Raw genomic sequence first — 22,683 nt, 5'->3', positions numbered from 1 at the left:
AATATCCGGCACCTTCGCGTTGACGCCTTGGGCCACTCCATTCAAAGTGATGCAATGACAGAGATATTTACCGGCAATTTCACCCAACAAGAACCAATCCCAGAAGAGGGGATCGCAGCGGCCATTGACGTTATGCGTAGCGGACGATTGCATAGATATAATGTGGCCGAGGGCGAGGCGGGTGAAGTCGCTTTGCTAGAGAAGGAATTCGCTGACCAACTTGGCGTGTCATATTGCTTGGCGGTGGCCTCTGGCGGTTATGCCATGGGGGCGGCTCTGCGGGCCATGGGTGTTGGGCCCGGGGCGCGTGTTTTGACAAATGCGTTCACATTGGCGCCGGTTCCCGGTGCGATTGCTTCTGTCGGGGCTGTACCGGTTTTTGTTGGTGTGACGGATCAGTTGGTGATTGATCTTGATGATCTGGAGGCCAAGGCTGATCAAGCCGATGTCTTGATGCTTAGCCATATGCGTGGCCATCTGTGTGACATGGAGGCGTTGATGGCGATTTGTGATGCCAATGGTATCCGTGTCATCGAAGATTGCGCTCATACAATGGGGGCAGCTTGGAAGGGCAAGCCATCTGGATTGTGGGGTGCAATGGGCTGTTTTTCCACGCAGACTTATAAGCATGTTAATTCAGGAGAGGGCGGGTTTCTTGTGTCTTCTGATCCGGAATTGATGGCGCGTGCGACAATCTTGTCCGGGTCTTATATGCTTTATGATCGACACCTTGCTGCCCCAGCACCTGAAGTGTTTGAGGCCATAAAATACCACACGCCGAATGTTTCGGGCCGCATGGATCATTTGCGAGCAGCGATTTTGCGACCGCAGCTTAAGCGGCTTGATCAGCAGCGGGAGGCATGGAATGCGCGGTATCAGGTGTTGGAGCAAGGTCTTGCAGACACGCCGGGATTATCACTGACGCATCGTCCAGAGTCGGAGACTTTTGTTGGTTCGTCCATTCAAATCCTTTTGCTTGATTGGGAAGAACGCAAGGTGCACGACGTCGTTGCACGTTGTTTGGCGCGGGGTGTCGAGTTGAAATGGTTTGGCGGTGCGGAACCGGTGGCGTTTACATCCCGTTATGACAGTTGGCGCTACGCGCCGTCTGCGCCAATGCCTTCATCAGATCGGGTTTTGGCAAGTATTCTGGATATGCGTATTCCGTTGACGTTTAGCCTTGAGGATTGCGAGATGATTGCGCGGATCATTCGGGCAGAAGTAAGTGCCGTGTTTCAGGGGGGCTAAGCCTGTTTCAGCGCCACCTTCTTTTGCGGTGTTCCCATCGTTTCGATGAAGAAGGTGCTTACGATCATTATCGCACCCATCCATTGAAGGGCCTGTAGGCGTTCTTCGGGGAACCAAAGGGCGGCGGATACCACGGCGACCAAAGCTTCGGACATCATTAGTAGGCCTGCGCGGCCAGGGAAAAGCCGCTTTTGCGCCCAGAAAATTGCGATCACGCTGGGCAAGAAGAATACCAGCGTGACAACGGTCGCGATGGGCAGTGCGCTTGCGAATGCCGCATAGGTTGGCGTTTGGGCTCCTAATATATAGCCCACAGCGCAGGTTGTGATGGCGGTCGCTGCAAATTGAGTGCCCGCCATGCTGGGCAAGGGCAGGCTGGGATTGGCGCGGATCAATGTTGCTGCCACGGCCCATACGATCCCAGAGACGAACGCGAATATGTCGCCAATGCCGATCTGTGTGTTTGTTCCGCCAGACACCAGTAGTGACAGCCCCAAAAGGCCGGTCGCAATAGCGAGCCAGCGGCGCCAAGTTGTTTGTTCAGAAAGCCACAGGATGCCAATAATCGTTGACCAAATGGGCGTAAGATAAAACAGCAATGTCGTGCGAACGACTGAGCCGTAGACGATACCAAGTGAGTAAAGGGCAAACCCAAGCCCTGCAACAAAGCCAACAAATGCAGCGCGACCGAATGTGCCACGAACGTCTCGCCATTGTAGTGAAGTTAAACCTAATAGCACGATGGCAGGTATCGCATTGATCAATGCGACGGCGCTGATACCTGAGATCCCGAACCCTTCAAGATAATGAATCGGGACCCAGTACAATCCCCAAATAGAAGCAGCAATGGTCATTGCTATGGATGCTTTTCTTTCTGTTGAATAGTTTAGCATTTCTAGAGCATCCAGCTTTAAGTTTGTTGTTAGTGCATAGATATATATTATATCTTTTGAGGTGAACTCATTTGTCCTGCGATCAAAGGTTAGAAAAACTAAGTTATGTCTGATTGGTTGCCATCTCTGAATGCGCTACGGGCTTTTGAAGCTGCAGCGCGACACTTGAGTTTCACGCAAGCTGCTGTGGAATTGGGCGTGACGCCCGCTGCGGTTAAGCAGTTGGTCGACAAGCTAGAGCAAGCCATAGGCGAACCGTTGGTGCAGCGGGATGGTAAGGGGCTAAAGGTTACGCCTTTGGGGCAGGCAGCTATGGGCGATCTGAATGATGGCATGCAACGGATCGCGGAAGCGGTCCGAAAGATGCGTGATCCGCAAATTCGGCAGCGATTGGTGATCTCTTGTGAGGCAAGCTTTGCGTCGAGTTGGTTGGTGCCCAACCTATCAACGTTTCGGCGCGAGTTTCCGCAGATCAATATTCTGGTCGAAAGCTCTCAGCGCATAGCGCAATTGCAAGCGGGCGAGGCGGATATTGCTATTCGTTATGGTGGGGATACTTCTGGTTTGGTCGCGCACCGCTTGTTTGATGACGAGATTTTTCCTGTTTGTAGCCCCGCGCTTTTGGCGGATCGGTCGCGGCCTCTTGCGATAGATGCGCTGCGAGACTTGCCGCTGATCCATTCTGATATGTCGCGGTTGGGGTGGGTAACTCAGGCACGGAAATATTTTGAGTGGCGCAACTGGGCGAAGCAAGTTGGGTTTGATTTTGATCCTGCAAAGAATGAGAACGCCGGGTTCTTTGATGACTATGATCACGCCATGCAAGTTGCTGTGGCTGGGCTGGGCATTGTTCTAGCAAGTGGCCCAGTTGCTGAAGGGTTGCTAAAACGCGGTTTGTTGGTGCGACCCTTTAATGAAGTGCTCTCTCCGGGGATTGGATTTGACGTGGTTACCAGCCCCCTCGCTGCAGAACGGGCCGATGTTCAAAGCTTCGTCGCGTGGATTCGCGCAATGGTGTCTACAGGTCAGTAAATCAAAAAAACGCAGAAAGACGTCGCGTCCTACTGGGGCGTGCTGGCTTGATCGGTTTCTGAAAATCCTATTATATGAACGCATGTTCAATAACGGGGTTGCCCATGTTTACGCACACTATGAATTTTGACCTAGGCGAAGATGTTAACGCACTGCGCGATATGGTGCACCGCTGGGCGCAGGACCGGGTGAAGCCGATGGCTGCGGAGGTTGACGCAAAAAACCAGTTTCCAAACGAGCTTTGGACGGAAATGGGGGAACTTGGCTTGCTGGGTGTGACCGTGCCCGAGGAATTTGGCGGCTCGGACATGGGGTATCTGGCGCATACTGTTGTTGTTGAAGAAATCGCGCGGGCTTCTGCGTCAGTGTCGTTGTCTTATGGGGCGCATTCCAACCTGTGTGTGAACCAGGTCAAATTGAACGGTAACGCAGAGCAAAAGGCTAAGTATTTGCCAAAGCTGATCTCTGGTGAGCATGTTGGCGCTTTGGCAATGTCCGAAACCGGTGCGGGTTCTGACGTGGTTTCGATGAAACTACGGGCTGAGAAAAAGAATGATCGCTTTGTTTTGAATGGAAACAAGTTCTGGATCACCAACGCCCCTGACGCAGATACGCTGGTTGTTTACGCCAAAACTGATCCAGAGGCGGGTTCTAAAGGCATAACTGCCTTTATCATTGAAAAAGATATGGCTGGTTTTTCGGTCTCTCCACACTTTGACAAGTTGGGCATGCGTGGATCGAATACAGCCGAGCTGATTTTTGAAAACGTCGAAGTGCCGTTTGAGAACATTCTGGGTGAAGAGGGACGCGGTGTGCGTGTTTTGATGTCTGGCCTAGATTACGAACGTGTCGTTTTGTCAGGCATCGGAACTGGGATCATGGCGGCATGTTTGGATGAGGTGATGCCGTATCTGAAAGAGCGCACGCAGTTTGGTCGGCCTATTGGCGACTTCCAACTGATGCAGGGCAAAATCGCCGATATGTACACCAAGATGAACTCTGCACGGGCTTATGTGTATGAGGTGGCAAAAGCCTGTGATCGTGGTCAAGTGACCCGTCAGGACGCTGCGGCTTGTGTTCTGTATGCCTCGGAAGAAGCGATGGTTGTTGCGCACCAAGCGGTGCAAGCCATGGGCGGCGCGGGCTTTATGAATGAAACACCAGTCTCTCGGATTTTCCGCGATGCCAAGCTGATGGAGATCGGTGCGGGCACCAGCGAAATTCGCCGCATGCTGATTGGTCGTGAGCTGATGGGGAAAATGTAATGCAGCTGAAGTCTACGGCACTTCCGTCCTCGGACGGGTTTAAGGCGAACGTTCAGGGGCATCTTGAAGCGATCAAAGTTGTATCTGATGTGGCGCAAGCCGCTGCATTGGGGGGCGGCGAACGGTCTCGGGAACGTCATCTGAGCCGAGGTAAAATGCTACCGCGCGAGCGTGTAGCTAACCTGCTTGATCCAGGCTCCCCGTTCTTGGAAGTTGGTGCAACTGCTGCGCATGGTCTTTACGACGGCGCCGCACCTTGTGCTGGTGTCGTTGCCGGGATTGGCCAAGTGCATGGTCAGGACGTCATGGTGCTTTGCAATGATGCGACCGTCAAAGGCGGTACGTATTACCCGATGACTGTAAAAAAGCACCTTCGCGCGCAGGAAATTGCTGAGGAATGCAACCTGCCATGCATTTATTTGGTGGATAGTGGTGGGGCGAACTTGCCCAATCAGGATGAAGTGTTTCCGGATCGCGATCACTTTGGCCGGATTTTCTATAATCAAGCGCGGATGAGTGCCAAAGGCATTCCTCAGATCGCGGTTGTTATGGGGTCTTGCACGGCTGGCGGGGCATATGTGCCTGCGATGTCAGATGTGACGATCATCGTAAAAGAGCAGGGCACGATCTTTTTGGCGGGTCCACCGCTTGTGAAGGCAGCAACAGGTGAAGTTGTAACAGCCGAGGATCTTGGCGGCGGTGATGTGCATACACGTCTGTCTGGTGTGGCTGATTATTTGGCCGAGAATGACGCGCATGCGTTGGAATTGGCGCGCCGGGCGGTAAGCCATCTAAACCGGGAAAATCCGCAGACGGTTGCGTGGCAAAGCTCAGAAGAGCCATTGTATGATCCGTCGGAGATTTTGGGCGTTGTTCCAACAGATTTGCGAACGCCCTATGATATTCGTGAAGTCATTGCGCGAGTTGTAGATGGCTCTCGGTTTGATGAGTTCAAAGCGCGTTTTGGTGAGACGTTGGTGACGGGTTTTGCGCATGTCAAAGGCTGCCCTGTTGGTATCGTCGCTAATAATGGTGTCTTGTTCTCAGAAGCAGCGCAAAAAGGTGCACATTTCATCGAGCTTTGCAGTCAACGTAATATCCCTTTGGTATTTTTGCAGAATATCACGGGCTTTATGGTGGGTCGTAAGTACGAAAGCGAAGGCATCGCGCGTCATGGTGCCAAGATGGTGACGGCTGTTGCCACAACAAATGTCCCTAAGATCACGATGTTGGTTGGCGGATCGTTTGGTGCCGGTAACTACGGCATGTCAGGACGGGCCTATTCGCCGCGGTTCTTGTGGTCGTGGCCAAATTCACGGATTTCCGTGATGGGTGGGGAACAGGCAGCTGGTGTTTTGGCAACAGTGAAGCGTGATGCGATTGAGCGTCAAGGTGGTAGCTGGTCTGCGGAAGAAGAAGCGCAGTTTAAACAGCCCACGATTGATATGTTCGAAGAGCAAAGTCACCCTCTGTATGCCTCTGCGCGGCTTTGGGATGACGGCATCGTCGACCCTCGCAAAACACGCGATGTATTGGCGCTGTCGCTGCGTGCCTCACTCTGTGCGCCGATTGAACCAACAAAATTTGGTGTGTTCCGGATGTAAAAGGGTAAGGGGGCCAGCCCCCTTGTGTGAAACAGAGTTTCACACCTACCCCCGGAGTATTTTTGGAAAGATGAAGATCATGGTCCAGGAGGCCGCCAATGTTTGACAAGATCCTAGTTGCCAACCGAGGTGAAATCGCCTGTCGGGTTATAGAAACGGCGCATGCGTTGGGCGTGAAAACCGTTGCCGTGTATTCCGATGCCGACGCACAGGCTAAGCACGTCGAGATGGCTGGTGAGGCCGTTCATATTGGCGGTTCGGCGCCTGCAGAGAGCTATCTAAAGGGTGATGTCATTATTCAAGCCGCGTTGGATACAGGCGCTGAGGCGATTCATCCGGGGTATGGATTTCTGTCCGAGAACCCGGACTTTGTGGATGCGGTCGATGCCGCGGGGCTCGTGTTTATTGGGCCATCTGCCGATGCCATCCGTGCCATGGGGCTGAAAGATGCTGCGAAAGTTTTGATGACAGAAGCAGGTGTGCCTGTTGTACCCGGGTATCATGGCGCAAACCAGGATGCTGTGTTTTTAGAACAGCAGGCAGGTGAAATTGGATACCCGGTTTTGATCAAGGCTGTTGCGGGCGGCGGCGGCAAAGGCATGCGTTTGGTCGAAGAGGCTGGCGATTTTGCCTCTGCCTTGGCCAGTGCTCAGAACGAGGCGACGACTGCCTTTGGCAACCCAGATGTGTTGATTGAGAAGTACATTCAGCAACCGCGCCACATTGAAGTTCAGGTGTTTGGCGATGGCGTTTCGGCCGTGCATCTGTTCGAACGGGACTGTTCATTGCAACGCCGCCACCAGAAAGTGATCGAAGAAGCGCCCGCGCCAGGGATGACTGCGGAAGTGCGCAAGGCAATGGGGGATGCGGCCGTCAAGGCAGCAGAGGCCATCGGATACAAAGGTGCGGGCACGATTGAGTTTATCGTGGATGGCTCTGATGGGTTACGCGCTGACGGGTTCTGGTTCATGGAGATGAACACACGTTTGCAGGTGGAGCACCCTGTGACTGAGCTGATCACCGGTGTCGATCTGGTGGAATGGCAATTGCGTGTTGCGGCAGGCGAGCCAATTCCATTGGCGCAAGACGATTTGACGATTAATGGCCATAGTTTTGAAGCCAGGCTTTATGCCGAAGACGTACCAAAGGGTTTTCTGCCCGCGACTGGCACGTTAAGCCATCTACAGTTCCCGGAAACGTGCCGTGCAGATAGTGGTGTGCGTGCGGGTGATGTGATTAGCCCGTTTTATGATCCGATGATTGCCAAAATTATTGTGCATGGGGCATCTCGATCCGTGGCTTTAGCGAAGATGAAACAGGCGCTTTCTGGGTGTGAAGTGGCGGGCACTGTGACAAACCTCGCCTTTCTGGGCGCGCTAAGTGCGCACCATCAATTTGCGGCGGGGGATGTTGATACGGGTTTGATTGCCCGTAATCTGGAAGCTTTGACAGAGATACCAGAGGTTGGGGCCGTGCCAGCGGCGGTGGCCGCTATGGCGGCGGCTAACTTACTAGGCGATGCGGGTACTGAGATGGGCTTTACTTTGTGGGAGCCTCTCGCGCGGAGCATTTATCTGCGACGAGACGACGAGGCTGTTACTGTAAAACTGAATTTTGAAGGCGCAGACAAAGTCACCGCGGATGTGGATGGTGTATCTATCCTGGCGTTACGTGGGCCATTGGGCTGGCGCATTGGCGGGAATAGGATTGCAAAAACGGTTATGTCAGATCGACAAATTACCGTATTTGACCGCTTTGGCATCACCTTTGAACATGTTGATATTCTTGATCAATCGTCTGGAATGATTGGCAATGGTAACCTGATCGAAGCGCCGATGCCTGGGTTGGTGAAGGCTGTTTTTGTTGAGGCTGGGCAAACCGTGGCAGAGGGGGATCGTTTGGCCATCTTGGAAGCCATGAAAATGGAGCATTCCTTGTTGGCCGCGCGCGATGGTATTGTGGCAGAGGTCTTGGCGGATGATGGCGATCAGGTTGAAGCTGGCGCTGCTTTGATCCGCTTAGAGGATGACAGTCAGGAAAACGCATGATCCGCTTACACCACGTTTCAGCATCGCGGTCTTTTCGCATCCTTTGGTTGCTCGAAGAAATGGGCCTCAGCTGTGATATCAGTCATTACAGCATCACCGACGGGTCGCTCCGTGATCCGGATTTTCTGAAGATTTCACCGGCGGGGCGGGTTCCTGCGTTGGAAGTCGATGGCAAGGTTATTTTCGAAAGCCCGGCGATTGTTCAGTATTTATGTGAGTCGCGACCGTTGTCTGGCATGGCTCCAGGAGTTGATCATGCTGAACGCGTCGATTTTCTGCAATGGCTCTCTTTTGCTGAAACGCAGGCCAGCATATTGGCGTCATTGAATTTGCAGGTTGTGTTCTTGCGGCCCCCAGCGGTGGCTTCGCCAGCAGTTGTGAAGCTGGATGTTGCGCGTTTGCGCAAGACGCTGAAGCCGTTAGAGAAGGTGCTGGCTACACAGGAGTGGTTGTTGGCGTCAGGTTTTTCGGCGGTGGATACCATGCTTGGCTATAACCTGTTTGCGGTGAAGTATTTTGTTGAGATGGACGCGTTTCCAAATGTGTTGGCCTATATTGAACGTATAGAAAAACGTCCTGCTTATCAGAGTGCTCGGGCGTTGGATGGGGCGCAGGAATTCTACTCAAAGGACTTTTATCCAGTTCCAGAAGGTGGTGCAGGTGACTGAATACGTTGATATTTTTGAGGTTGGGCCACGGGATGGTCTTCAGAATGAAAAACAGTTGATTGAGACTGAAGACAAGATTTCATTGGTCGATTGTCTGAGTGGTGCTGGGTTCAAGCGGATTGAAGTTGCTAGTTTTGTATCGCCTAAATGGGTACCGCAAATGGCAGATTCAGCGAACGTTTTGGCGGGTATTACGCGTGGCGCAGGGATTTCTTATGCTGCACTTACGCCGAATATGAAGGGGCTTGAGCGAGCCATAGAAGCTGGGGCGGATGAGATTGCGATCTTTGGCTCCGCGTCAGAAGGGTTTTCGAAAGCCAATATTAACGCGACCATTGCCGAGAGCTTGGAACGTTTTGCGCCGGTGGTTGAAAAGGCACATTCTGTCGGGCTTCCGGTTCGGGGCTATGTGAGCTGTGTGACGGATTGCCCATATGATGGGGCCACGGATCCGGCACAGGTTGCACATGTTGTTCGTGCGTTAAGTGATTTTAATTGCTACGAAATTTCTCTTGGGGATACCATCGGGCAGGCGACGTCTGAAAGCATCCGCGCTATGCTTGAAGCGGTTTTGCAGGAGGCTCCAGCAGAAAAACTGGCAGGTCATTATCATGACACGGCTGGACGTGCGTTGGAGAATATCGAGGTTTCCTTAGAGATGGGTCTGCGCGTGTTTGATGCTGCTGTTGGTGGATTAGGCGGCTGTCCTTATGCGCCGGGAGCGGCTGGGAATGTAGCGACGGAAGCGGTTGATGCGCGGTTACGGGCTTTGGGTTTTGAGACTGGGCTGGATTCTGACGTGCTTGCGAAGGCTGCAGAAATGGCGCGTTCTATGCGTTCAAGTCATTGATAATAATAGACATCCACTAAGGGGTCGACATGTATAATACCATCAGTATCGAAATAGATGAACGCGGTGTTGCGACATTGGCGTTGGATCGCGCTGAAAAGCACAATGCGATGTCGGCGGAGATGATGTTGGAGCTGACTGCGGCGGCGAAACAGCTTGGCGAAGATCCCAAGGTGCGTGTTGTCGTGTTGACGGGGGGTGGAAAAAGCTTTTGTGCGGGTGGTGATTTAGCTTGGATGAAAGAGCAAATGGCAGCTGACTCTGAGACGCGATTTGTAGAAGCTCGTAAATTAGCTGTAATGCTTAATTCATTGAATAATATACCAAAACCACTGATCGGAAGGCTTCAAGGCAACGCCTTTGGCGGTGGTGTTGGGATGGCTTCGGTTTGCGATGTAGCGATTGGTGTGAACACCTTGAAGATGGGACTGACCGAAACAAAGCTGGGTCTGATCCCGGCGACAATTGGACCATATGTTCTGTCCCGCATGGGCGAGGCTATGGCGCGGCGTGTGTTTATGTCATCGCGCCTGTTTGGCGCGGATGAAGCTGTGACATTGGGTTTGTTGGCCAAGGCCGTTCCTGCAGAAGAGCTTGATAATGCTGTGGAAAACGAAGTTGTGCCATACCTGAGCTGCGCGCCTGAAGCGGTTGCGCGGGCCAAAGCGTTAGCGCGTTCGTTGGGGCCAAGAATTGATGACGCCGTTATTGATCACACGATCCGCGAGCTTGTGGCGTGTTGGGATGGGGATGAGGCCAAAGAGGGCGTTGGTGCGTTCTTTGACAAGCGTCCTGCGGCTTGGATTTCCAAATGAAACGTACAATTCGTACGTTTCGCGGGTTGAAACGTACGATTGAAAGACAGCGCTGAAATTTGTGCCCATCCAAAGTTGATTTTGGGAATCGGAGTGGCTGCGTGATGCATCACGCCGTGCAATTTGTTTCACGGCCGAAAAATTCGTTAAAGTTTTTTTAAGAATCTTGCCTAATTTGGCTGCGGCGTAATGGCTCAACACACAATTTTCACAGGGGCTATTGTAGGTTTGCTAACCGTTCCAGCAAAAGAGTTCGAATATAGCCAGATTTGGTTGACCCCACCTTGGGGCAGGGGTAAACCCCATTCTGATCAATAAAGCCATCTGACTGCGGGATTTTGTCCGCATGAAAGGAGCCACCACGTGGAAGAGATGCTGAGGGAATACCTTCCCATTCTCGTCTTTCTGGCCATCGCCATTGCTCTTGGCCTCGTTCTTATCCTTGCTGCCGTTATTGTTGCTGTACGCAATCCTGATCCTGAAAAGGTCAGTGCATATGAATGTGGTTTCAACGCCTTTGACGATGCGCGGATGAAATTTGACGTTCGATTCTATCTGGTTTCGATCTTGTTCATCATTTTCGATCTAGAAATCGCAATGCTGTTCCCTTGGGCTGTGGCCTTTAAGGATGTCAGCATGGTTGGCTTCTGGTCGATGATGGTCTTCTTGGGTGTCCTGACCATCGGGTTCGCCTATGAGTGGAAGAAAGGGGCCCTGGAATGGGAGTGATGACCGGTTTGAATACGGCTGGTGGCGATAAAGAAGTCGCGACACAGGCGTTGAATGCTGAGCTGCAGGACAAAGGTTTTCTGCTGACCTCAACAGAGGACATCATCAATTGGGCCCGCACCGGGTCTTTGCACTGGATGACCTTTGGTTTGGCGTGCTGTGCGGTTGAGATGATTCAATTGTCTATGCCACGTTATGACCTAGAGCGTTTTGGTACCGCACCTCGTGCGTCCCCACGCCAGTCTGACCTGATGATTGTTGCGGGTACGCTGACCAACAAAATGGCACCGGCGCTGCGTAAGGTTTACGATCAAATGCCTGAGCCGCGCTATGTGATCTCTATGGGGTCCTGTGCGAACGGCGGCGGTTACTATCACTATTCTTATTCTGTTGTACGTGGCTGTGACCGGGTTGTTCCGGTTGACGTCTATGTGCCGGGCTGCCCTCCGACCGCCGAGGCGCTGTTGTACGGTATCCTGCAACTGCAACGTAAGATCCGCCGGACAGGGACGCTTGTACGATGAGTGAAGCAATGAACGAATTGGGCGCTTTAATCGAAGCGAAACGCCCGGATTGTGTGCTGGCTTGGGATGTGACCCATGGCGAGTTGAATGTGGATGTTGCGCCATCGCATTTGGTGGATTTCGTTGAGTTTCTGAAAACGGAGCCAACTTGCAAGTTCACACAGCTGATTGACCAGACCGCTGTTGATTATCCGGAGCGCGATAAGCGCTTTGATGTGGTGTATCACTTGCTGTCGATGCATCAGAACCACCGCATTCGTTTGCGTGTGTCTATTCGTGAAGAAGCCATGGTTCCGTCCATTGTGTCTGTACACGAGGGTGCGAACTGGTTTGAACGCGAAGTGTTCGATATGTTTGGGATCATCTTTACAGATCACCCAGACCTGCGCCGTTTGCTGACAGACTATGGTTTCCGTGGTTATCCGCTGCGCAAAGATTTTCCGACTACAGGCTACACAGAAGTACGCTACGACGAAGAGTTGAAGCGCGTTGTGTATGAACCTGTTAGCCTGACCCAAGAGTACCGCCAGTTTGATTTCATGTCCCCATGGGAGGGCGCGAATTATATTCTGCCGGGTGACGAGAAAGAGGGGGCGAAGTGATGCCGTTTCTGACTGAGATCGTTTTGATGGCTGCTTTGGCTGTGGTTGCCGTGATGGCAATGCCTGAGCCTAAGAAAGTCAAAGTGAAGGCGCGTGCCCGTAAGGAGGCCAAATAATGGACGGCTCCAAAGGTTTCGAAGACGCCCAAACTGGCGAACAGAAAATCCGTAACTTCAATTTGAACTTCGGCCCGCAGCACCCTGCGGCGCACGGGGTTCTACGTCTGGTTCTGGAGCTAGACGGTGAGATTGTTGAGCGTTGTGACCCGCATGTTGGTCTGTTGCACCGTGGGACTGAAAAGCTCATGGAAAGCCGGACCTATTTGCAGAACCTGCCGTATTTTGACCGGTTGGATTACGTTGCGCCGATGAACCAAGAACATGCTTGGTGCTTGGCGATTGAAAAGCTGACAGGCACGGTTGTGCCGCGCCGTGGCTCTTTGATCCGCGTTTTGTTCTGTGAGATCGGCCGCGTGCTGAACCACTTGATGAACGTGACCACACAAGCGATGGACGTTGGTGCACTGACACCACCGCTTTGGGGTTTTGAAGAACGCGAAAAGCTGATGATCTTTTACGAACGTGCCTGTGGCGCACGTTTGCACGCGGCGTATTTCCGTCCGGGTGGTGTGCATCAGGATTTGCCTGATGCCTTGCTGGATGACATCGAAGAATGGGCGCTGACCTTTCCTGAGAAAATGGCGGACATTGACGGTTTGCTGACGGAAAACCGTGTTTTCAAACAGCGTAACGTTGATATTGGCGTCGTGGACGAAGAGATGGTCATGCAGTTCGGCTTTACTGGCGTTATGGCGCGGTCAGCTGGTTTGGCATGGGATCTGCGTCGTGCGCAGCCATATGAATGCTATGACGAGTTCGATTTCCAAGTGCCTGTTGGTAAGAACGGCGACTGCTATGACCGTTACCTGATGCGCATGGAAGAAATGCGTCAGTCGGTTTCGATTATCCGTCAAGCGATTGTGAAACTGCGCGAGGCGACAGGTGATGTCATGGCGCGCGGTAAGATGACCCCACCAAAGCGTGGCGAGATGAAGACCTCTATGGAGAGCTTGATCCACCACTTTAAACTATACACCGAAGGCTTCCACGTGCCTGCAGGTGAAGTTTATGCGGCGGTTGAGGCACCGAAAGGCGAGTTTGGTGTGTACTTGGTGGCTGATGGCACCAACAAACCATACCGTTCGAAAATTCGGGCGCCGGGCTATGCGCATTTGCAAGCTATGGACACATTGGCAAAGGGCCACCAGTTGGCTGACGTTGCTGCGATTATTGGTACGATGGATATCGTGTTTGGGGAGATTGACCGCTAATGCTGCGCCGTCTTTATCACGACCAACCCGAGAGTTTTGCGTTTACCCCAGCTAACCAAGCTTGGGCCGAGGCGCAGATGACGAAGTTTCCAGAAGGCCGTCAGGCCTCTGCTGTGATCCCGCTGTTGTGGCGCGCGCAGGAGCAAGAAGGCTGGGTGACCAAGCCGGCGATTGAATATATCGCAGACATGCTGGGCATGGCATATATTCGTGTGCTTGAGGTGACCTCTTTCTACTTTATGTTCCAGATGCAACCTGTTGGTTCTGTTGCGCATATCCAGATTTGCGGGACGTTGTCTTGCATGATCTGTGGTGCGGAAGATCTGATTGCGGTTTGCAAAGAAAAGATCGCGGCGAATCCGCATGAGCTATCCACAGATGGTAAGTTCAGCTGGGAAGAAGTTGAGTGCTTGGGCGCATGTACGAATGCTCCGATGGCGCAAATCGGCAAAGATTTTTACGAAGATCTGACTGCTGAAGGCTTCGCGAAGATGCTGGATGAGATGGCGGCGGGTGCGGTTCCGGTTCCAGGCCCACAGAATGGTCGGTATGCGGCAGAGCCTTTGTCGGGTCTGACTTCGCTGACAGAATATGATTCAGGTAAGACGCAGTATAACGCGTCGGCACAACTGGCGACGGATATTGGTGACACAATCAAACGTATTGATGGCACCGAAGTTCCATTGAGCGCGCCTTGGATTGGTAAAGACGGTGTTGTGGCTGGTCGTGCTGCGGCAGAGCCGACGCCAGCTGCACCTGCACCTGCGAAACCTGCTGTGAAGCAGGCGGAAGAGGCGAAGAAGGCAGCTAAGGCGAAAGCGCCGGCAAAGAAGGCGCCTGCTAAGAAAGCAGAGCCTAAAGCGGACGCTAAGAGAACAGCGCCTAAAAAGGCTGCGGCTAAGAAGGTCGAAGCGGCTGCACCAGCAGCTGAGAAAGCACCAGAAACACTAAGCGCGGCGCGCGACGGTGGGGCGGATGACTTGAAGCAGCTGAAAGGTGTTGGACCGAAGCTTGAGCAAACATTGAACGAGTTGGGCTTTTTCCACTTTGATCAAGTTGCAGCTTGGGGTGCGGAAGAAGTCGCTTGGGTTGATAGCCGGTTGACATTCAAAGGTCGTATTGAACGCGATGGTTGGATCGAACAGGCGAAAAAGCTGGCGGCTGGCGAAGAAACGGACTTCTCGAAACGCGTCAAAAAAGGCGGCGTTTACGAGGATTGATGAATGATGGATGAGCAGAAAGAACAACGTTTGGCAAAGCAAAGCCGATTGGTCAGCCTTGTGATTGCTGGCACGTTGATTGTCTGGATGCTCATTCAAGTGATTGGACAGCAGATTGGACTACCTGGGCGATATGCGCTCTTGTTTGATTTTGCTGCTTTGGCGGCGCTGATTTGGGCGCTGGTGAACGTATTTATGATCTGGCGCGCGCGTCAGGCAACAGAAGGGTAAAACGGGATGCTCAAGGATCAGGACCGTATCTTTACCAACCTTTACGGTATGCACGAGCGTACGCTTAAGGGCGCGCAGCAGCGTGGCCATTGGGATGGGACAGCCGGCATTATCCAAAAGGGTCGCGATTGGATCATCGACACGATGAAGGCCTCTGGCCTGCGTGGGCGTGGCGGCGCGGGTTTCCCAACTGGTTTGAAATGGTCGTTCATGCCGAAAGAAAGTGATGGTCGCCCATCCTATCTGGTGATCAACGCCGATGAATCCGAGCCGGGTACATGTAAAGACCGCGAGATCATGCGCCATGATCCGCATACATTGATCGAGGGGGCGTTGATCGCGTCTTTCGCGATGAATGCGCATACGGCTTATATCTATATCCGCGGCGAGTTTATCCGTGAACGTGAAGCGTTGCAGGCGGCGATTGACGAAGCCTATGACGCTGGCATGTTAGGTAAAAACGCTGCTGGCTCTGGCTGGGACTTTGATCTGTTCCTGCATCACGGGGCAGGTGCCTATATCTGTGGTGAAGAAACCGCATTGCTGGAAAGCCTAGAAGGCAAAAAAGGCATGCCGCGTATGAAGCCGCCGTTCCCAGCTGGGGCCGGTCTTTATGGTTGCCCAACCACTGTGAACAACGTGGAATCGATTGCTGTTGTGCCAACGATCCTGCGCCGTGGCGCAGATTGGTTTACAGGCTTTGGTCGCGCGAATAACGCGGGTACCAAGTTGTTTGGTATCTCTGGTCATGTGAACAACCCATGTGTTGTTGAAGAGGCGATGTCGATTTCGTTCGAAGAGCTGATTGAAAAGCATTGCGGCGGTATTCGCGGTGGCTGGGACAATCTGCTGGCTGTTATTCCGGGTGGTTCGTCTGTTCCATGTGTGCGTGGTGAAAACATGCGCGATGCGGTTATGGATTTTGATTACCTGCGTAATGATCTGGGTTCTGGCCTGGGGACAGCGGCGGTGATTGTCATGGACAAAAACACCGACATCATCAAAGCAATCTGGCGTCTTGCGAAGTTCTACAAACACGAGAGCTGTGGTCAGTGTACGCCGTGCCGTGAAGGTACTGGTTGGATGATGCGCGTTATGGATCGTTTGGTGCGCGGCGAGGCCGAGCTGGAAGAGATCGACATGCTATGGGATGTGACCAAGCAGGTTGAAGGCCACACGATTTGTGCCTTGGGCGATGCAGCGGCGTGGCCTATTCAGGGCTTGATCCGCAACTTCCGCGAAGAAATCGAAGATCGCATCAAAGCACAGAAAACGGGCCGTATGGGCGCGATGGCGGCGGAGTGATGATGATGCGTGGAACGATTTTAGTTTTGCTTGTCGCAGCGGTTGCTGTGTCTGCCTGTGGCCGTCTGAAAAAAGACACTGGCCTGCGCTTTGACGAACAGCGGTTCCGGATCAAGGCGAGCAAAGTCAGCAAAGAAGATCGTTCCAAGTTTATTGTCTCTGTTGCACCTGCGTCGGCCACTTTGGATGGCGCACGCGAAGCGGCGCTATATGGCGGTACGGAATATTGCATTCAGCAATACGGTACATCCGTAATTGCATGGGCGCATGGCCCAGAAGACGAGCCACGGATTGATGGCGACAAGTTGTTCGTTGAAGGGGTTTGCAAACCGTGATGCGCCAAAAGGCATATCTGGGCCAAGGCCTTGTTGTTGATCAGCAAAACAACGCCGAAAATGGTGCGTGTTATTGCATATCAATGGGGCATTCTCTTGATCTAAGCCAGACAGGGCGCGATTTCGTAGCCCTCTTTGGCATGGAAGGAGATAAGACATGCGTATGATGGTTTTGGCTTTGGTAATGGCAGCTGGTGTGGCCGAGGCGAAGCAACCTTTGGAAAAGGTTGAGAGCGTCACTGACGGATTGCTTTGGGTTGGTATTGCGGATGAGATCCGCAAGACGTGCCCAACCATTTCGGCGCGGATGATCCGGGCGCTTGGCTACATCAACGACATTCAGAACGAAGCGAAATCCCTTGGGTATTCCAAGGCAGAGATTGATACCTTTCGCAAAAGCGACGCGAACAAAGCCGAACTGCGCCGTCGCGGTGAGGCATATCTAAAAGCAAATGGGGTCGATCTAAGCGACCCGAGTAGTTACTGCACGCTTGGGCTTGCAGAAATCAAGAAATCCAGCCAGATCGGCGCGCTGTTAAGGGCCAATTGAATATGTCTGACCTACGCAAGATCATCATCGACGAGAAAGAAGTAGAAGTGGACGGCGCGATGACGCTGATCCAGGCTTGTGAGCAAGCCGGGATTGAAGTTCCACGTTTCTGCTACCATGAGCGTTTGTCCATCGCGGGCAACTGTCGCATGTGTTTGGTCGAGGTCGTTGGCGGCCCTCCAAAACCTGCGGCATCTTGCGCGATGCAGGTACGCGATTTACGTCCTGGCCCAGAAGGCCAGCCTCCAGTCGTGAAAACAAACTCGCCGATGGTTAAGAAAGCACGCGAAGGCGTGATGGAATTCTTGCTGATCAACCACCCGTTGGATTGCCCAATTTGCGACCAAGGTGGTGAATGTGACTTGCAAGACCAAGCGGTTGCGTATGGTCTGTCTGGCTCTCGTTTCAAAGAAGCAAAGCGTGCGGTTGAAGATCTGGATTTGGGTCCACTTGTTGCGACCACAATGACACGCTGTATTTCTTGCACACGTTGCGTGCGTTTCACGACCGAGGTCGCGGGTATCACGCAGATGGGCCAAACCGGTCGTGGCGAAGACTCTGAGATCACGAGCTACCTGAACGAAACTTTGGACAGCAACCTACAGGGCAACATCATTGATTTGTGCCCCGTTGGCGCTCTGACATCAAAGCCATATGCGTTTACGGCGCGTCCTTGGGAATTGACCAAGACAGAAACCATCGACGTCATGGATGCCTTGGGGTCCAACATTCGTGTGGATACCAAAGGCCGTGAAGTGATGCGGATTTTGCCGCGTAACCATGATGGTGTGAACGAAGAGTGGATTTCCGACAAAACACGTTTTGTTTGGGATGGCCTGCGCCGTCAGCGTTTGGATCGCCCTTATGTGCGTGAGAACGGTAAACTGCGTGCAGCAACTTGGGGTGAAGCCCTAAGCAAAGCGGCAGAGGCAATGAAGGGTAAAAAAGTTGCTGGCTTGGTTGGCGATTTGGCTTCAACCGAAGCAGCCTTTGCCTTGAACGCAATGATCACTGGTTTGGGTGGCAAGGTTGAATGCCGCACAGATAACGCGCGTCTGCCGATTGGCAATCGCTCTGGTTATGTGGGGACTGCGTCTATCGAAGATATTGATAGCGCCAAGGCGATCATGTTGATCGGTACCAACCCAGAAGTCGAAGCACCTGTTTTGAATGCGCGCCTGCGTAAGGCGTGGTTGAACGGTGCCAAGATTGGTGTGGTCGGCGAAAAGCTTGACCTATCCTATGAGTATTTCCACATCGGCGCCGATCGCGCTGCGTTGAAAGGTCTGTTGGGCCCGAATACAAAAGACGCGCTTGGCAAAGATACGTTGGTTATTGTTGGGCAGGGCGCTTTGCGTGAGGCAGATGGTCTTTCTGTTCTGGCGCATGCGCAGCAGTTCGCGGAAATGACTGAGAGCAAATTCATGGTTCTGCACACAGCCGCTGGCCGTGTGGGTGCGATGGATGTTGGTGCGGTGACCGAAGGTGGTCTGAACGCAGCAATCGAGGGTGCCGAAGTTGTTTACAACATGGGTGCCGACGAAGTTGACATCGATGCCGGTGCATTTGTGATTTACCAAGGATCGCATGGCGACCGTGGTGCGCATCGTGCGGATGTGATTTTACCAGCGGCAGCATACACCGAAGAAAACGGTTTGTTCGTGAACACCGAAGGCCGCCCACAGTTGGCGATGCGTGCAAACTTTGCGCCGGGTGAAGCGAAAGAAAACTGGGCGATCTTGCGGGCCTTGTCCGCAGAATTGGGTGAAGCGCTGCCATTTGATAGCTTGGCGCAATTGCGTACAGCAATGATCAAAGCGGTGCCGCACCTGGCGAAGGTTGATCAGGTTGTTGAAAACGAATGGCAAGCGGTTGAGGTTGATAGCCTTGGCACAGCAGATTTCCGCAATGCGGTTTCTGATTTCTACCTGACAAACCCAATTGCCCGCGCAAGCGAGCTGATGGCAGAACTTTCGGCGAATGCGAAAGCACGCGGCGAACAGAAAATCGCGGCGGAGTAACGGAATATGCGTCTTTTCTTGCAACATGCTGTGACAGTGCTGGCGGTTTCCGCCGGTCTGTCGGCCTGTGCCATGCAAGAGGATGCTGTTTCCCGTGGCGAAAACGAGTTTGCACCAACCTACGACGGCATTTCTACGGACTTGTTGGACGGAGATTTGGTGAATTTTCACGTAGAGATGCGTGATGCAAGAAATGAAGCAGATGTAAGTGCTTATGCCGAATGTGCGGCAGCGCAATACACGTTAATCCGGGGTTACGGATTTGCGCGTCATCTGCGGACAACTATCGAATTTCAGGGTGGAATTTGGCGGGGGGATGCTGTTTACACCATCTCGTCATCTCTGCCCCGTGGTTTGAAGACCATTGACGCTGAAGTCACGGTTTCGAACTGCGAAGAAAATAGAATACCCACGGTGTGAGGACCTATGGCTGATTTCTTTACCACCCCCTTAGGACTAGGCGTCCTTATCGTCGCGCAGGTTTTGGCCGTTGTTGGCTTTGTGATGATCTCGCTGTTGTTCCTTGTTTATGGGGACCGGAAAATTTGGGCGGCTGTGCAGATGCGCCGCGGTCCAAACGTTGTTGGTGCATGGGGTCTGTTGCAGACCGTTGCCGATGCGTTGAAATACATTGTTAAGGAAGTTGTTGTTCCAGCAGGGGCCGATAAAACGGTTTTCTTGCTGGCGCCACTGACCAGCTTTGTTTTGGCGATGATCGCTTGGGCGGTTATTCCATTCAATGATGGCTGGGTGTTGTCCGACATCAACGTCGCGATTTTGTATGTCTTCGCCGTATCTTCGTTAGAAGTTTATGGTGTGATTATGGGCGGTTGGGCGTCGAACTCAAAATACCCATTCTTGGGATCTTTGCGGTCTGCTGCACAGATGATTTCTTATGAAGTCTCTATCGGTCTGATCATTGTCGGCATCATTATCACGACAGGGTCCATGAACTTTGGTGACATCGTTCGCGCGCAAGATACTGGATATGGTTTCTTTGGTTGGTACTGGTTGCCGCATTTCCCAATGGTGTTCTTGTTCTTTATCTCTGCCTTGGCAGAAACGAACCGTCCGCCGTTTGACTTGCCAGAAGCCGAGTCCGAACTGGTTGCTGGTTATCAGGTCGAATATTCATCCACACCGTTCCTGTTGTTCATGGCGGGCGAATATATCGCCATCTTCTTGATGTGTGCGCTGACCACGCTATTGTTCTTTGGCGGCTGGTTGTCCCCGATCCCAGGTATCTCTGACGGTGCGCTGTGGATGGTTGGCAAAATGGCGTTCTTCTTCTTTATCTTTGCGATGGTGAAGGCGATCACTCCACGGTATCGCTATGACCAGTTGATGCGTATTGGTTGGAAAGTCTTCCTACCGTTGTCATTGGTTTGGGTTGTCGTCGTGGCGTTCCTTGCAAAATTCGAAGCCTTCGGCGGTGCGTATGCTCGCTGGGCGATTGGAGGCTGATATGGCGAATATCGACTATACCCGCGCAGCCAAGTATTTCCTGCTTGCTGACTTCATCAAAGGCTTTCAGCTTGGGTTCAAATACTTCTTTGCGCCAAAGGCAACGCTGAACTACCCGCATGAAAAGGGGCCTTTGTCCCCGCGTTTTCGTGGAGAGCACGCTTTGCGCCGTTATCCAAATGGCGAAGAACGATGCATTGCATGTAAATTGTGTGAGGCGGTTTGTCCGGCTCAGGCGATTACAATTGATGCGGAACCTCGTGAAGATGGGTCGCGCCGGACTACGCGCTATGACATCGACATGACCAAATGCATCTATTGCGGTTTCTGCCAAGAAGCTTGCCCTGTGGATGCGATTGTAGAAGGCCCGAATTTCGAATTCGCAACCGAAACCCGTGAAGAGCTGTTTTACGACAAAGAAAAACTGCTTTCGAATGGCGAACGTTGGGAAGCGGAAATTGCGCGTAACCTAGAATTGGATGCGCCGTACCGATGACAGATTCTCAGAACCCTTTTGAACAAATGATGAAGCAATATCAGGAGATGGCGAAATCCGTTAATCCTGCGCTAGAGACATTTACGCCTAAGGGGTTTGAAAAGCTTTGGCCCACGATGCCGAAAGACATGATGGAGATGTTTTTTGGGAACGCGATGAACAAAGACGGCTTGGACGCGAAAACGCGTCTGTTGCTGAGTTTGGCTGCGTTGACTGTATTGGGTGGCCAAGCAGAAGCACAAATTCGTCTGACTGTCCGGCATCTGCTGGAAGCGGGCGCAACGAAACAAGAAATTGTCGAGACCATTGGCCAAATGTCAATGTTCGCCGGCATTCCCGCCATGACCAAAGTGATGGAACTCGCGCAAGAGGTCATGGGCGACAACGAGGAAAGTGAGACATGACCATAGCGGCGCTTGCATTCTATCTGTTTGCGATCTGTGTGATCGCGGGCGGGCTATTCACCGTGGTCAGTAAGAACCCGGTTCATTCGGTTCTTTGGCTGATTTTGTCTTTTATCAGCTCTGCTGGTTTGTTTGTTCTGCTGGGCGCAGAATTTGTCGCGATGTTGCTGATCATTGTATATGTCGGTGCAGTCGCGGTTTTGTTCCTGTTTGTCGTCATGATGCTGGACGTGGACTTTGCCCAATTAAAGGCGGGAATGGCACAATACTTGCCAATCGCGATTTTGATCGGTGTGGTTTTGCTGATGCAATTTGGCCTAGCGTTTGGCGCTTGGGAAGAAGCAGAGCAAGCGCAGTCACTGCGCGCCGCGGTGGCACCTGAGGGTGTTGATAACACTTCGGCTTTGGGGCTGATCATTTATGACCAATATTTCCTATTGTTCCAACTGGCGGGTCTGATCCTGCTAGTGGCCATGATCGGTGCGATTGTTCTGACAATCCGTCATCGTCGCGACATCAAGCGTCAGAACGTTCTGACACAGATGTGGCGTGATCCTGCGGCATCGATGGAAATGAAAGATATCAAACCAGGGCAGGGGCTCTGATGTTTGAACTCTTTGAGAGTGTATTTAGCGCGGTCGGAGTTGGCGGGTTTGCTGCACTTTGGCTGCTAAAGGCGGGGGCCGCTGTTTTGGTCCTTCGCTATTTGAAACAAAAAAGAACTGGGACCAGTGGGTGAACGTATGATCGGACTGGAACATTATCTAAGTGTCGCGGCGACATTGTTCGTTATCGGTATTTTTGGCCTCTTCCTGAACCGGAAGAACGTCATCATTTTGCTGATGTCGATTGAATTGATGCTGCTGGCGGTGAACATCAACCTTGTGGCTTTCTCGTCCTTCTTGGGCGATTTGGTTGGGCAAGTGTTCACATTGTTCGTGCTAACCGTTGCGGCCGCAGAAGCTGCGATTGGTTTGGCGATCCTCGTGTCCTTCTTCAGAAATCGCGGCACAATCGCGGTCGAAGATGTCAACGTGATGAAAGGCTAA

At 52.5% G+C, this 22,683-nt stretch carries 25 protein-coding genes; 24 read left to right on the top strand and 1 reads right to left on the bottom strand.

The features are described from left to right. The first annotated feature begins 54 nt into the window (after positions 1–54). On the top strand, positions 55–1,248 hold the full coding sequence (locus Q4544_RS01440; protein WP_303503457.1) for a DegT/DnrJ/EryC1/StrS aminotransferase family protein: 1,194 nt from the start codon (positions 55–57) through the stop codon (positions 1,246–1,248). Here Q4544_RS01440 and Q4544_RS01435 read toward each other — a convergent pair. After that, complete coding sequence (locus Q4544_RS01435) at positions 1,245–2,102, bottom strand: DMT family transporter (RefSeq protein ID WP_303503456.1); 858 nt, start codon at positions 2,100–2,102, stop codon at positions 1,245–1,247. The genes Q4544_RS01440 and Q4544_RS01435 overlap by 4 nt on opposite strands. Positions 2,103–2,246: 144 nt before the next feature. Between Q4544_RS01435 and Q4544_RS01430 the strand changes: the two genes are divergently transcribed. From Q4544_RS01430 to nuoK, 23 genes are all read left to right on the top strand, one after another. Further along, the gene (locus Q4544_RS01430; protein ID WP_303503455.1) at positions 2,247–3,173 is read left to right on the top strand and encodes a LysR substrate-binding domain-containing protein; all 927 of its coding nucleotides are present in this window, start codon (positions 2,247–2,249) and stop codon (positions 3,171–3,173) included. Between the two features lie 104 nt (positions 3,174–3,277). Then, entirely contained in the window at positions 3,278–4,438 is a 1,161-nt protein-coding gene (locus Q4544_RS01425) for an isovaleryl-CoA dehydrogenase (protein WP_303503453.1), read from the top strand. Beyond that, the gene (locus tag Q4544_RS01420; protein WP_303503451.1) at positions 4,438–6,042 is read left to right on the top strand and encodes a carboxyl transferase domain-containing protein; all 1,605 of its coding nucleotides are present in this window, start codon (positions 4,438–4,440) and stop codon (positions 6,040–6,042) included. The genes Q4544_RS01425 and Q4544_RS01420 overlap by 1 nt, the downstream gene beginning before the upstream one ends. Positions 6,043–6,140: 98 nt before the next feature. Further along, positions 6,141–8,090 (top strand): acetyl/propionyl/methylcrotonyl-CoA carboxylase subunit alpha, encoded by a 1,950-nt coding sequence (locus tag Q4544_RS01415; protein ID WP_303503450.1) that lies wholly within the window; start codon positions 6,141–6,143, stop codon positions 8,088–8,090. After that, positions 8,087–8,758: a glutathione S-transferase family protein gene (locus Q4544_RS01410; RefSeq protein WP_303503449.1), complete on the top strand. Its 672-nt coding sequence runs from the start codon at positions 8,087–8,089 to the stop codon at positions 8,756–8,758. Before Q4544_RS01415 ends, Q4544_RS01410 begins: the two co-directional genes overlap by 4 nt. Beyond that, positions 8,751–9,608 carry a hydroxymethylglutaryl-CoA lyase gene (locus tag Q4544_RS01405; RefSeq protein WP_303503446.1) on the top strand — a complete coding sequence of 286 codons (858 nt, stop codon included), beginning with the start codon at positions 8,751–8,753 and terminating at the stop codon, positions 9,606–9,608. Before Q4544_RS01410 ends, Q4544_RS01405 begins: the two co-directional genes overlap by 8 nt. 29 nt (positions 9,609–9,637) lie before the next feature. Next, entirely contained in the window at positions 9,638–10,423 is a 786-nt protein-coding gene (locus Q4544_RS01400) for a crotonase/enoyl-CoA hydratase family protein (protein ID WP_303503445.1), read from the top strand. Between the two features lie 363 nt (positions 10,424–10,786). After that, a complete protein-coding gene (locus Q4544_RS01395) occupies positions 10,787–11,152 on the top strand; it encodes an NADH-quinone oxidoreductase subunit A (RefSeq protein WP_303503444.1) in 366 nt (121 codons plus the stop codon). Further along, positions 11,143–11,676, top strand: coding sequence for an NADH-quinone oxidoreductase subunit B family protein (locus Q4544_RS01390; RefSeq protein WP_303503442.1), 534 nt, complete (start codon positions 11,143–11,145; stop codon positions 11,674–11,676). The genes Q4544_RS01395 and Q4544_RS01390 overlap by 10 nt, the downstream gene beginning before the upstream one ends. After that, positions 11,673–12,278, top strand: coding sequence for an NADH-quinone oxidoreductase subunit C (locus Q4544_RS01385; RefSeq protein ID WP_303503441.1), 606 nt, complete (start codon positions 11,673–11,675; stop codon positions 12,276–12,278). Before Q4544_RS01390 ends, Q4544_RS01385 begins: the two co-directional genes overlap by 4 nt. Positions 12,279–12,393: 115 nt before the next feature. Continuing rightward, on the top strand, positions 12,394–13,608 hold the full coding sequence (locus Q4544_RS01380) for an NADH-quinone oxidoreductase subunit D (protein WP_303503439.1): 1,215 nt from the start codon (positions 12,394–12,396) through the stop codon (positions 13,606–13,608). Beyond that, on the top strand, positions 13,608–14,828 hold the full coding sequence (locus tag Q4544_RS01375; RefSeq protein WP_303503437.1) for an NADH-quinone oxidoreductase subunit E: 1,221 nt from the start codon (positions 13,608–13,610) through the stop codon (positions 14,826–14,828). Before Q4544_RS01380 ends, Q4544_RS01375 begins: the two co-directional genes overlap by 1 nt. Positions 14,829–14,831: 3 nt before the next feature. Beyond that, positions 14,832–15,059 carry a DUF5337 domain-containing protein gene (locus tag Q4544_RS01370; protein ID WP_368411192.1) on the top strand — a complete coding sequence of 76 codons (228 nt, stop codon included), beginning with the start codon at positions 14,832–14,834 and terminating at the stop codon, positions 15,057–15,059. 6 nt (positions 15,060–15,065) lie between these two features. Beyond that, complete coding sequence (nuoF, locus tag Q4544_RS01365) at positions 15,066–16,364, top strand: NADH-quinone oxidoreductase subunit NuoF (protein WP_303503435.1); 1,299 nt, start codon at positions 15,066–15,068, stop codon at positions 16,362–16,364. Between the two features lie 5 nt (positions 16,365–16,369). Beyond that, on the top strand, positions 16,370–16,699 hold the full coding sequence (locus Q4544_RS01360; protein ID WP_303503433.1) for a hypothetical protein: 330 nt from the start codon (positions 16,370–16,372) through the stop codon (positions 16,697–16,699). Between the two features lie 157 nt (positions 16,700–16,856). After that, on the top strand, positions 16,857–17,249 hold the full coding sequence (locus Q4544_RS01355; RefSeq protein WP_303503431.1) for a DUF5333 domain-containing protein: 393 nt from the start codon (positions 16,857–16,859) through the stop codon (positions 17,247–17,249). Positions 17,250–17,251: 2 nt separating this feature from the next. Beyond that, positions 17,252–19,270: an NADH-quinone oxidoreductase subunit NuoG gene (nuoG, locus tag Q4544_RS01350; protein ID WP_303503428.1), complete on the top strand. Its 2,019-nt coding sequence runs from the start codon at positions 17,252–17,254 to the stop codon at positions 19,268–19,270. A 6-nt stretch (positions 19,271–19,276) separates the two neighbouring features. Further along, positions 19,277–19,690, top strand: coding sequence for a hypothetical protein (locus Q4544_RS01345; protein WP_407063020.1), 414 nt, complete (start codon positions 19,277–19,279; stop codon positions 19,688–19,690). 6 nt (positions 19,691–19,696) lie between these two features. Then, on the top strand, positions 19,697–20,734 hold the full coding sequence (gene nuoH / locus Q4544_RS01340; protein ID WP_303503426.1) for an NADH-quinone oxidoreductase subunit NuoH: 1,038 nt from the start codon (positions 19,697–19,699) through the stop codon (positions 20,732–20,734). A 1-nt stretch (position 20,735) separates the two neighbouring features. After that, positions 20,736–21,230: an NADH-quinone oxidoreductase subunit NuoI gene (nuoI, locus tag Q4544_RS01335; RefSeq protein WP_303503424.1), complete on the top strand. Its 495-nt coding sequence runs from the start codon at positions 20,736–20,738 to the stop codon at positions 21,228–21,230. After that, positions 21,227–21,634: a carboxymuconolactone decarboxylase family protein gene (locus Q4544_RS01330; protein WP_303503423.1), complete on the top strand. Its 408-nt coding sequence runs from the start codon at positions 21,227–21,229 to the stop codon at positions 21,632–21,634. The genes nuoI and Q4544_RS01330 overlap by 4 nt, the downstream gene beginning before the upstream one ends. Beyond that, a complete protein-coding gene (locus Q4544_RS01325) occupies positions 21,631–22,239 on the top strand; it encodes an NADH-quinone oxidoreductase subunit J (RefSeq protein WP_303503421.1) in 609 nt (202 codons plus the stop codon). Before Q4544_RS01330 ends, Q4544_RS01325 begins: the two co-directional genes overlap by 4 nt. Positions 22,240–22,377: 138 nt before the next feature. Continuing rightward, complete coding sequence (nuoK, locus tag Q4544_RS01320; RefSeq protein WP_303503418.1) at positions 22,378–22,683, top strand: NADH-quinone oxidoreductase subunit NuoK; 306 nt, start codon at positions 22,378–22,380, stop codon at positions 22,681–22,683.

Source organism: Cognatishimia sp. 1_MG-2023, assembly GCF_030548175.1.
Taxonomy (GTDB): Bacteria; Pseudomonadota; Alphaproteobacteria; order Rhodobacterales; family Rhodobacteraceae; genus Cognatishimia.
The sequence above is the reverse complement of the archived record's forward strand: the minus strand, read 5'-3'. Positions and strand labels throughout refer to the sequence as shown.

Coding starts and splice junctions, on each gene's coding strand:
- Q4544_RS01440 (WP_303503457.1), top strand. CDS start 55: ATGACAGAGATATTTACCGGCAATTTCACCCAACAAGAACCAATCCCA.
- Q4544_RS01435 (WP_303503456.1), bottom strand. CDS start 2,102: ATGACCATTGCTGCTTCTATTTGGGGATTGTACTGGGTCCCGATTCAT.
- Q4544_RS01430 (WP_303503455.1), top strand. CDS start 2,247: ATGTCTGATTGGTTGCCATCTCTGAATGCGCTACGGGCTTTTGAAGCT.
- Q4544_RS01425 (WP_303503453.1), top strand. CDS start 3,278: ATGTTTACGCACACTATGAATTTTGACCTAGGCGAAGATGTTAACGCA.
- Q4544_RS01420 (WP_303503451.1), top strand. CDS start 4,438: ATGCAGCTGAAGTCTACGGCACTTCCGTCCTCGGACGGGTTTAAGGCG.
- Q4544_RS01415 (WP_303503450.1), top strand. CDS start 6,141: ATGTTTGACAAGATCCTAGTTGCCAACCGAGGTGAAATCGCCTGTCGG.
- Q4544_RS01410 (WP_303503449.1), top strand. CDS start 8,087: ATGATCCGCTTACACCACGTTTCAGCATCGCGGTCTTTTCGCATCCTT.
- Q4544_RS01400 (WP_303503445.1), top strand. CDS start 9,638: ATGTATAATACCATCAGTATCGAAATAGATGAACGCGGTGTTGCGACA.
- Q4544_RS01390 (WP_303503442.1), top strand. CDS start 11,143: ATGGGAGTGATGACCGGTTTGAATACGGCTGGTGGCGATAAAGAAGTC.
- Q4544_RS01385 (WP_303503441.1), top strand. CDS start 11,673: ATGAGTGAAGCAATGAACGAATTGGGCGCTTTAATCGAAGCGAAACGC.
- Q4544_RS01380 (WP_303503439.1), top strand. CDS start 12,394: ATGGACGGCTCCAAAGGTTTCGAAGACGCCCAAACTGGCGAACAGAAA.
- Q4544_RS01375 (WP_303503437.1), top strand. CDS start 13,608: ATGCTGCGCCGTCTTTATCACGACCAACCCGAGAGTTTTGCGTTTACC.
- Q4544_RS01370 (WP_368411192.1), top strand. CDS start 14,832: ATGATGGATGAGCAGAAAGAACAACGTTTGGCAAAGCAAAGCCGATTG.
- nuoF (WP_303503435.1), top strand. CDS start 15,066: ATGCTCAAGGATCAGGACCGTATCTTTACCAACCTTTACGGTATGCAC.
- Q4544_RS01360 (WP_303503433.1), top strand. CDS start 16,370: ATGCGTGGAACGATTTTAGTTTTGCTTGTCGCAGCGGTTGCTGTGTCT.
- Q4544_RS01355 (WP_303503431.1), top strand. CDS start 16,857: ATGCGTATGATGGTTTTGGCTTTGGTAATGGCAGCTGGTGTGGCCGAG.
- nuoG (WP_303503428.1), top strand. CDS start 17,252: ATGTCTGACCTACGCAAGATCATCATCGACGAGAAAGAAGTAGAAGTG.
- Q4544_RS01345 (WP_407063020.1), top strand. CDS start 19,277: ATGCGTCTTTTCTTGCAACATGCTGTGACAGTGCTGGCGGTTTCCGCC.
- nuoH (WP_303503426.1), top strand. CDS start 19,697: ATGGCTGATTTCTTTACCACCCCCTTAGGACTAGGCGTCCTTATCGTC.
- nuoI (WP_303503424.1), top strand. CDS start 20,736: ATGGCGAATATCGACTATACCCGCGCAGCCAAGTATTTCCTGCTTGCT.
- Q4544_RS01330 (WP_303503423.1), top strand. CDS start 21,227: ATGACAGATTCTCAGAACCCTTTTGAACAAATGATGAAGCAATATCAG.
- Q4544_RS01325 (WP_303503421.1), top strand. CDS start 21,631: ATGACCATAGCGGCGCTTGCATTCTATCTGTTTGCGATCTGTGTGATC.
- nuoK (WP_303503418.1), top strand. CDS start 22,378: ATGATCGGACTGGAACATTATCTAAGTGTCGCGGCGACATTGTTCGTT.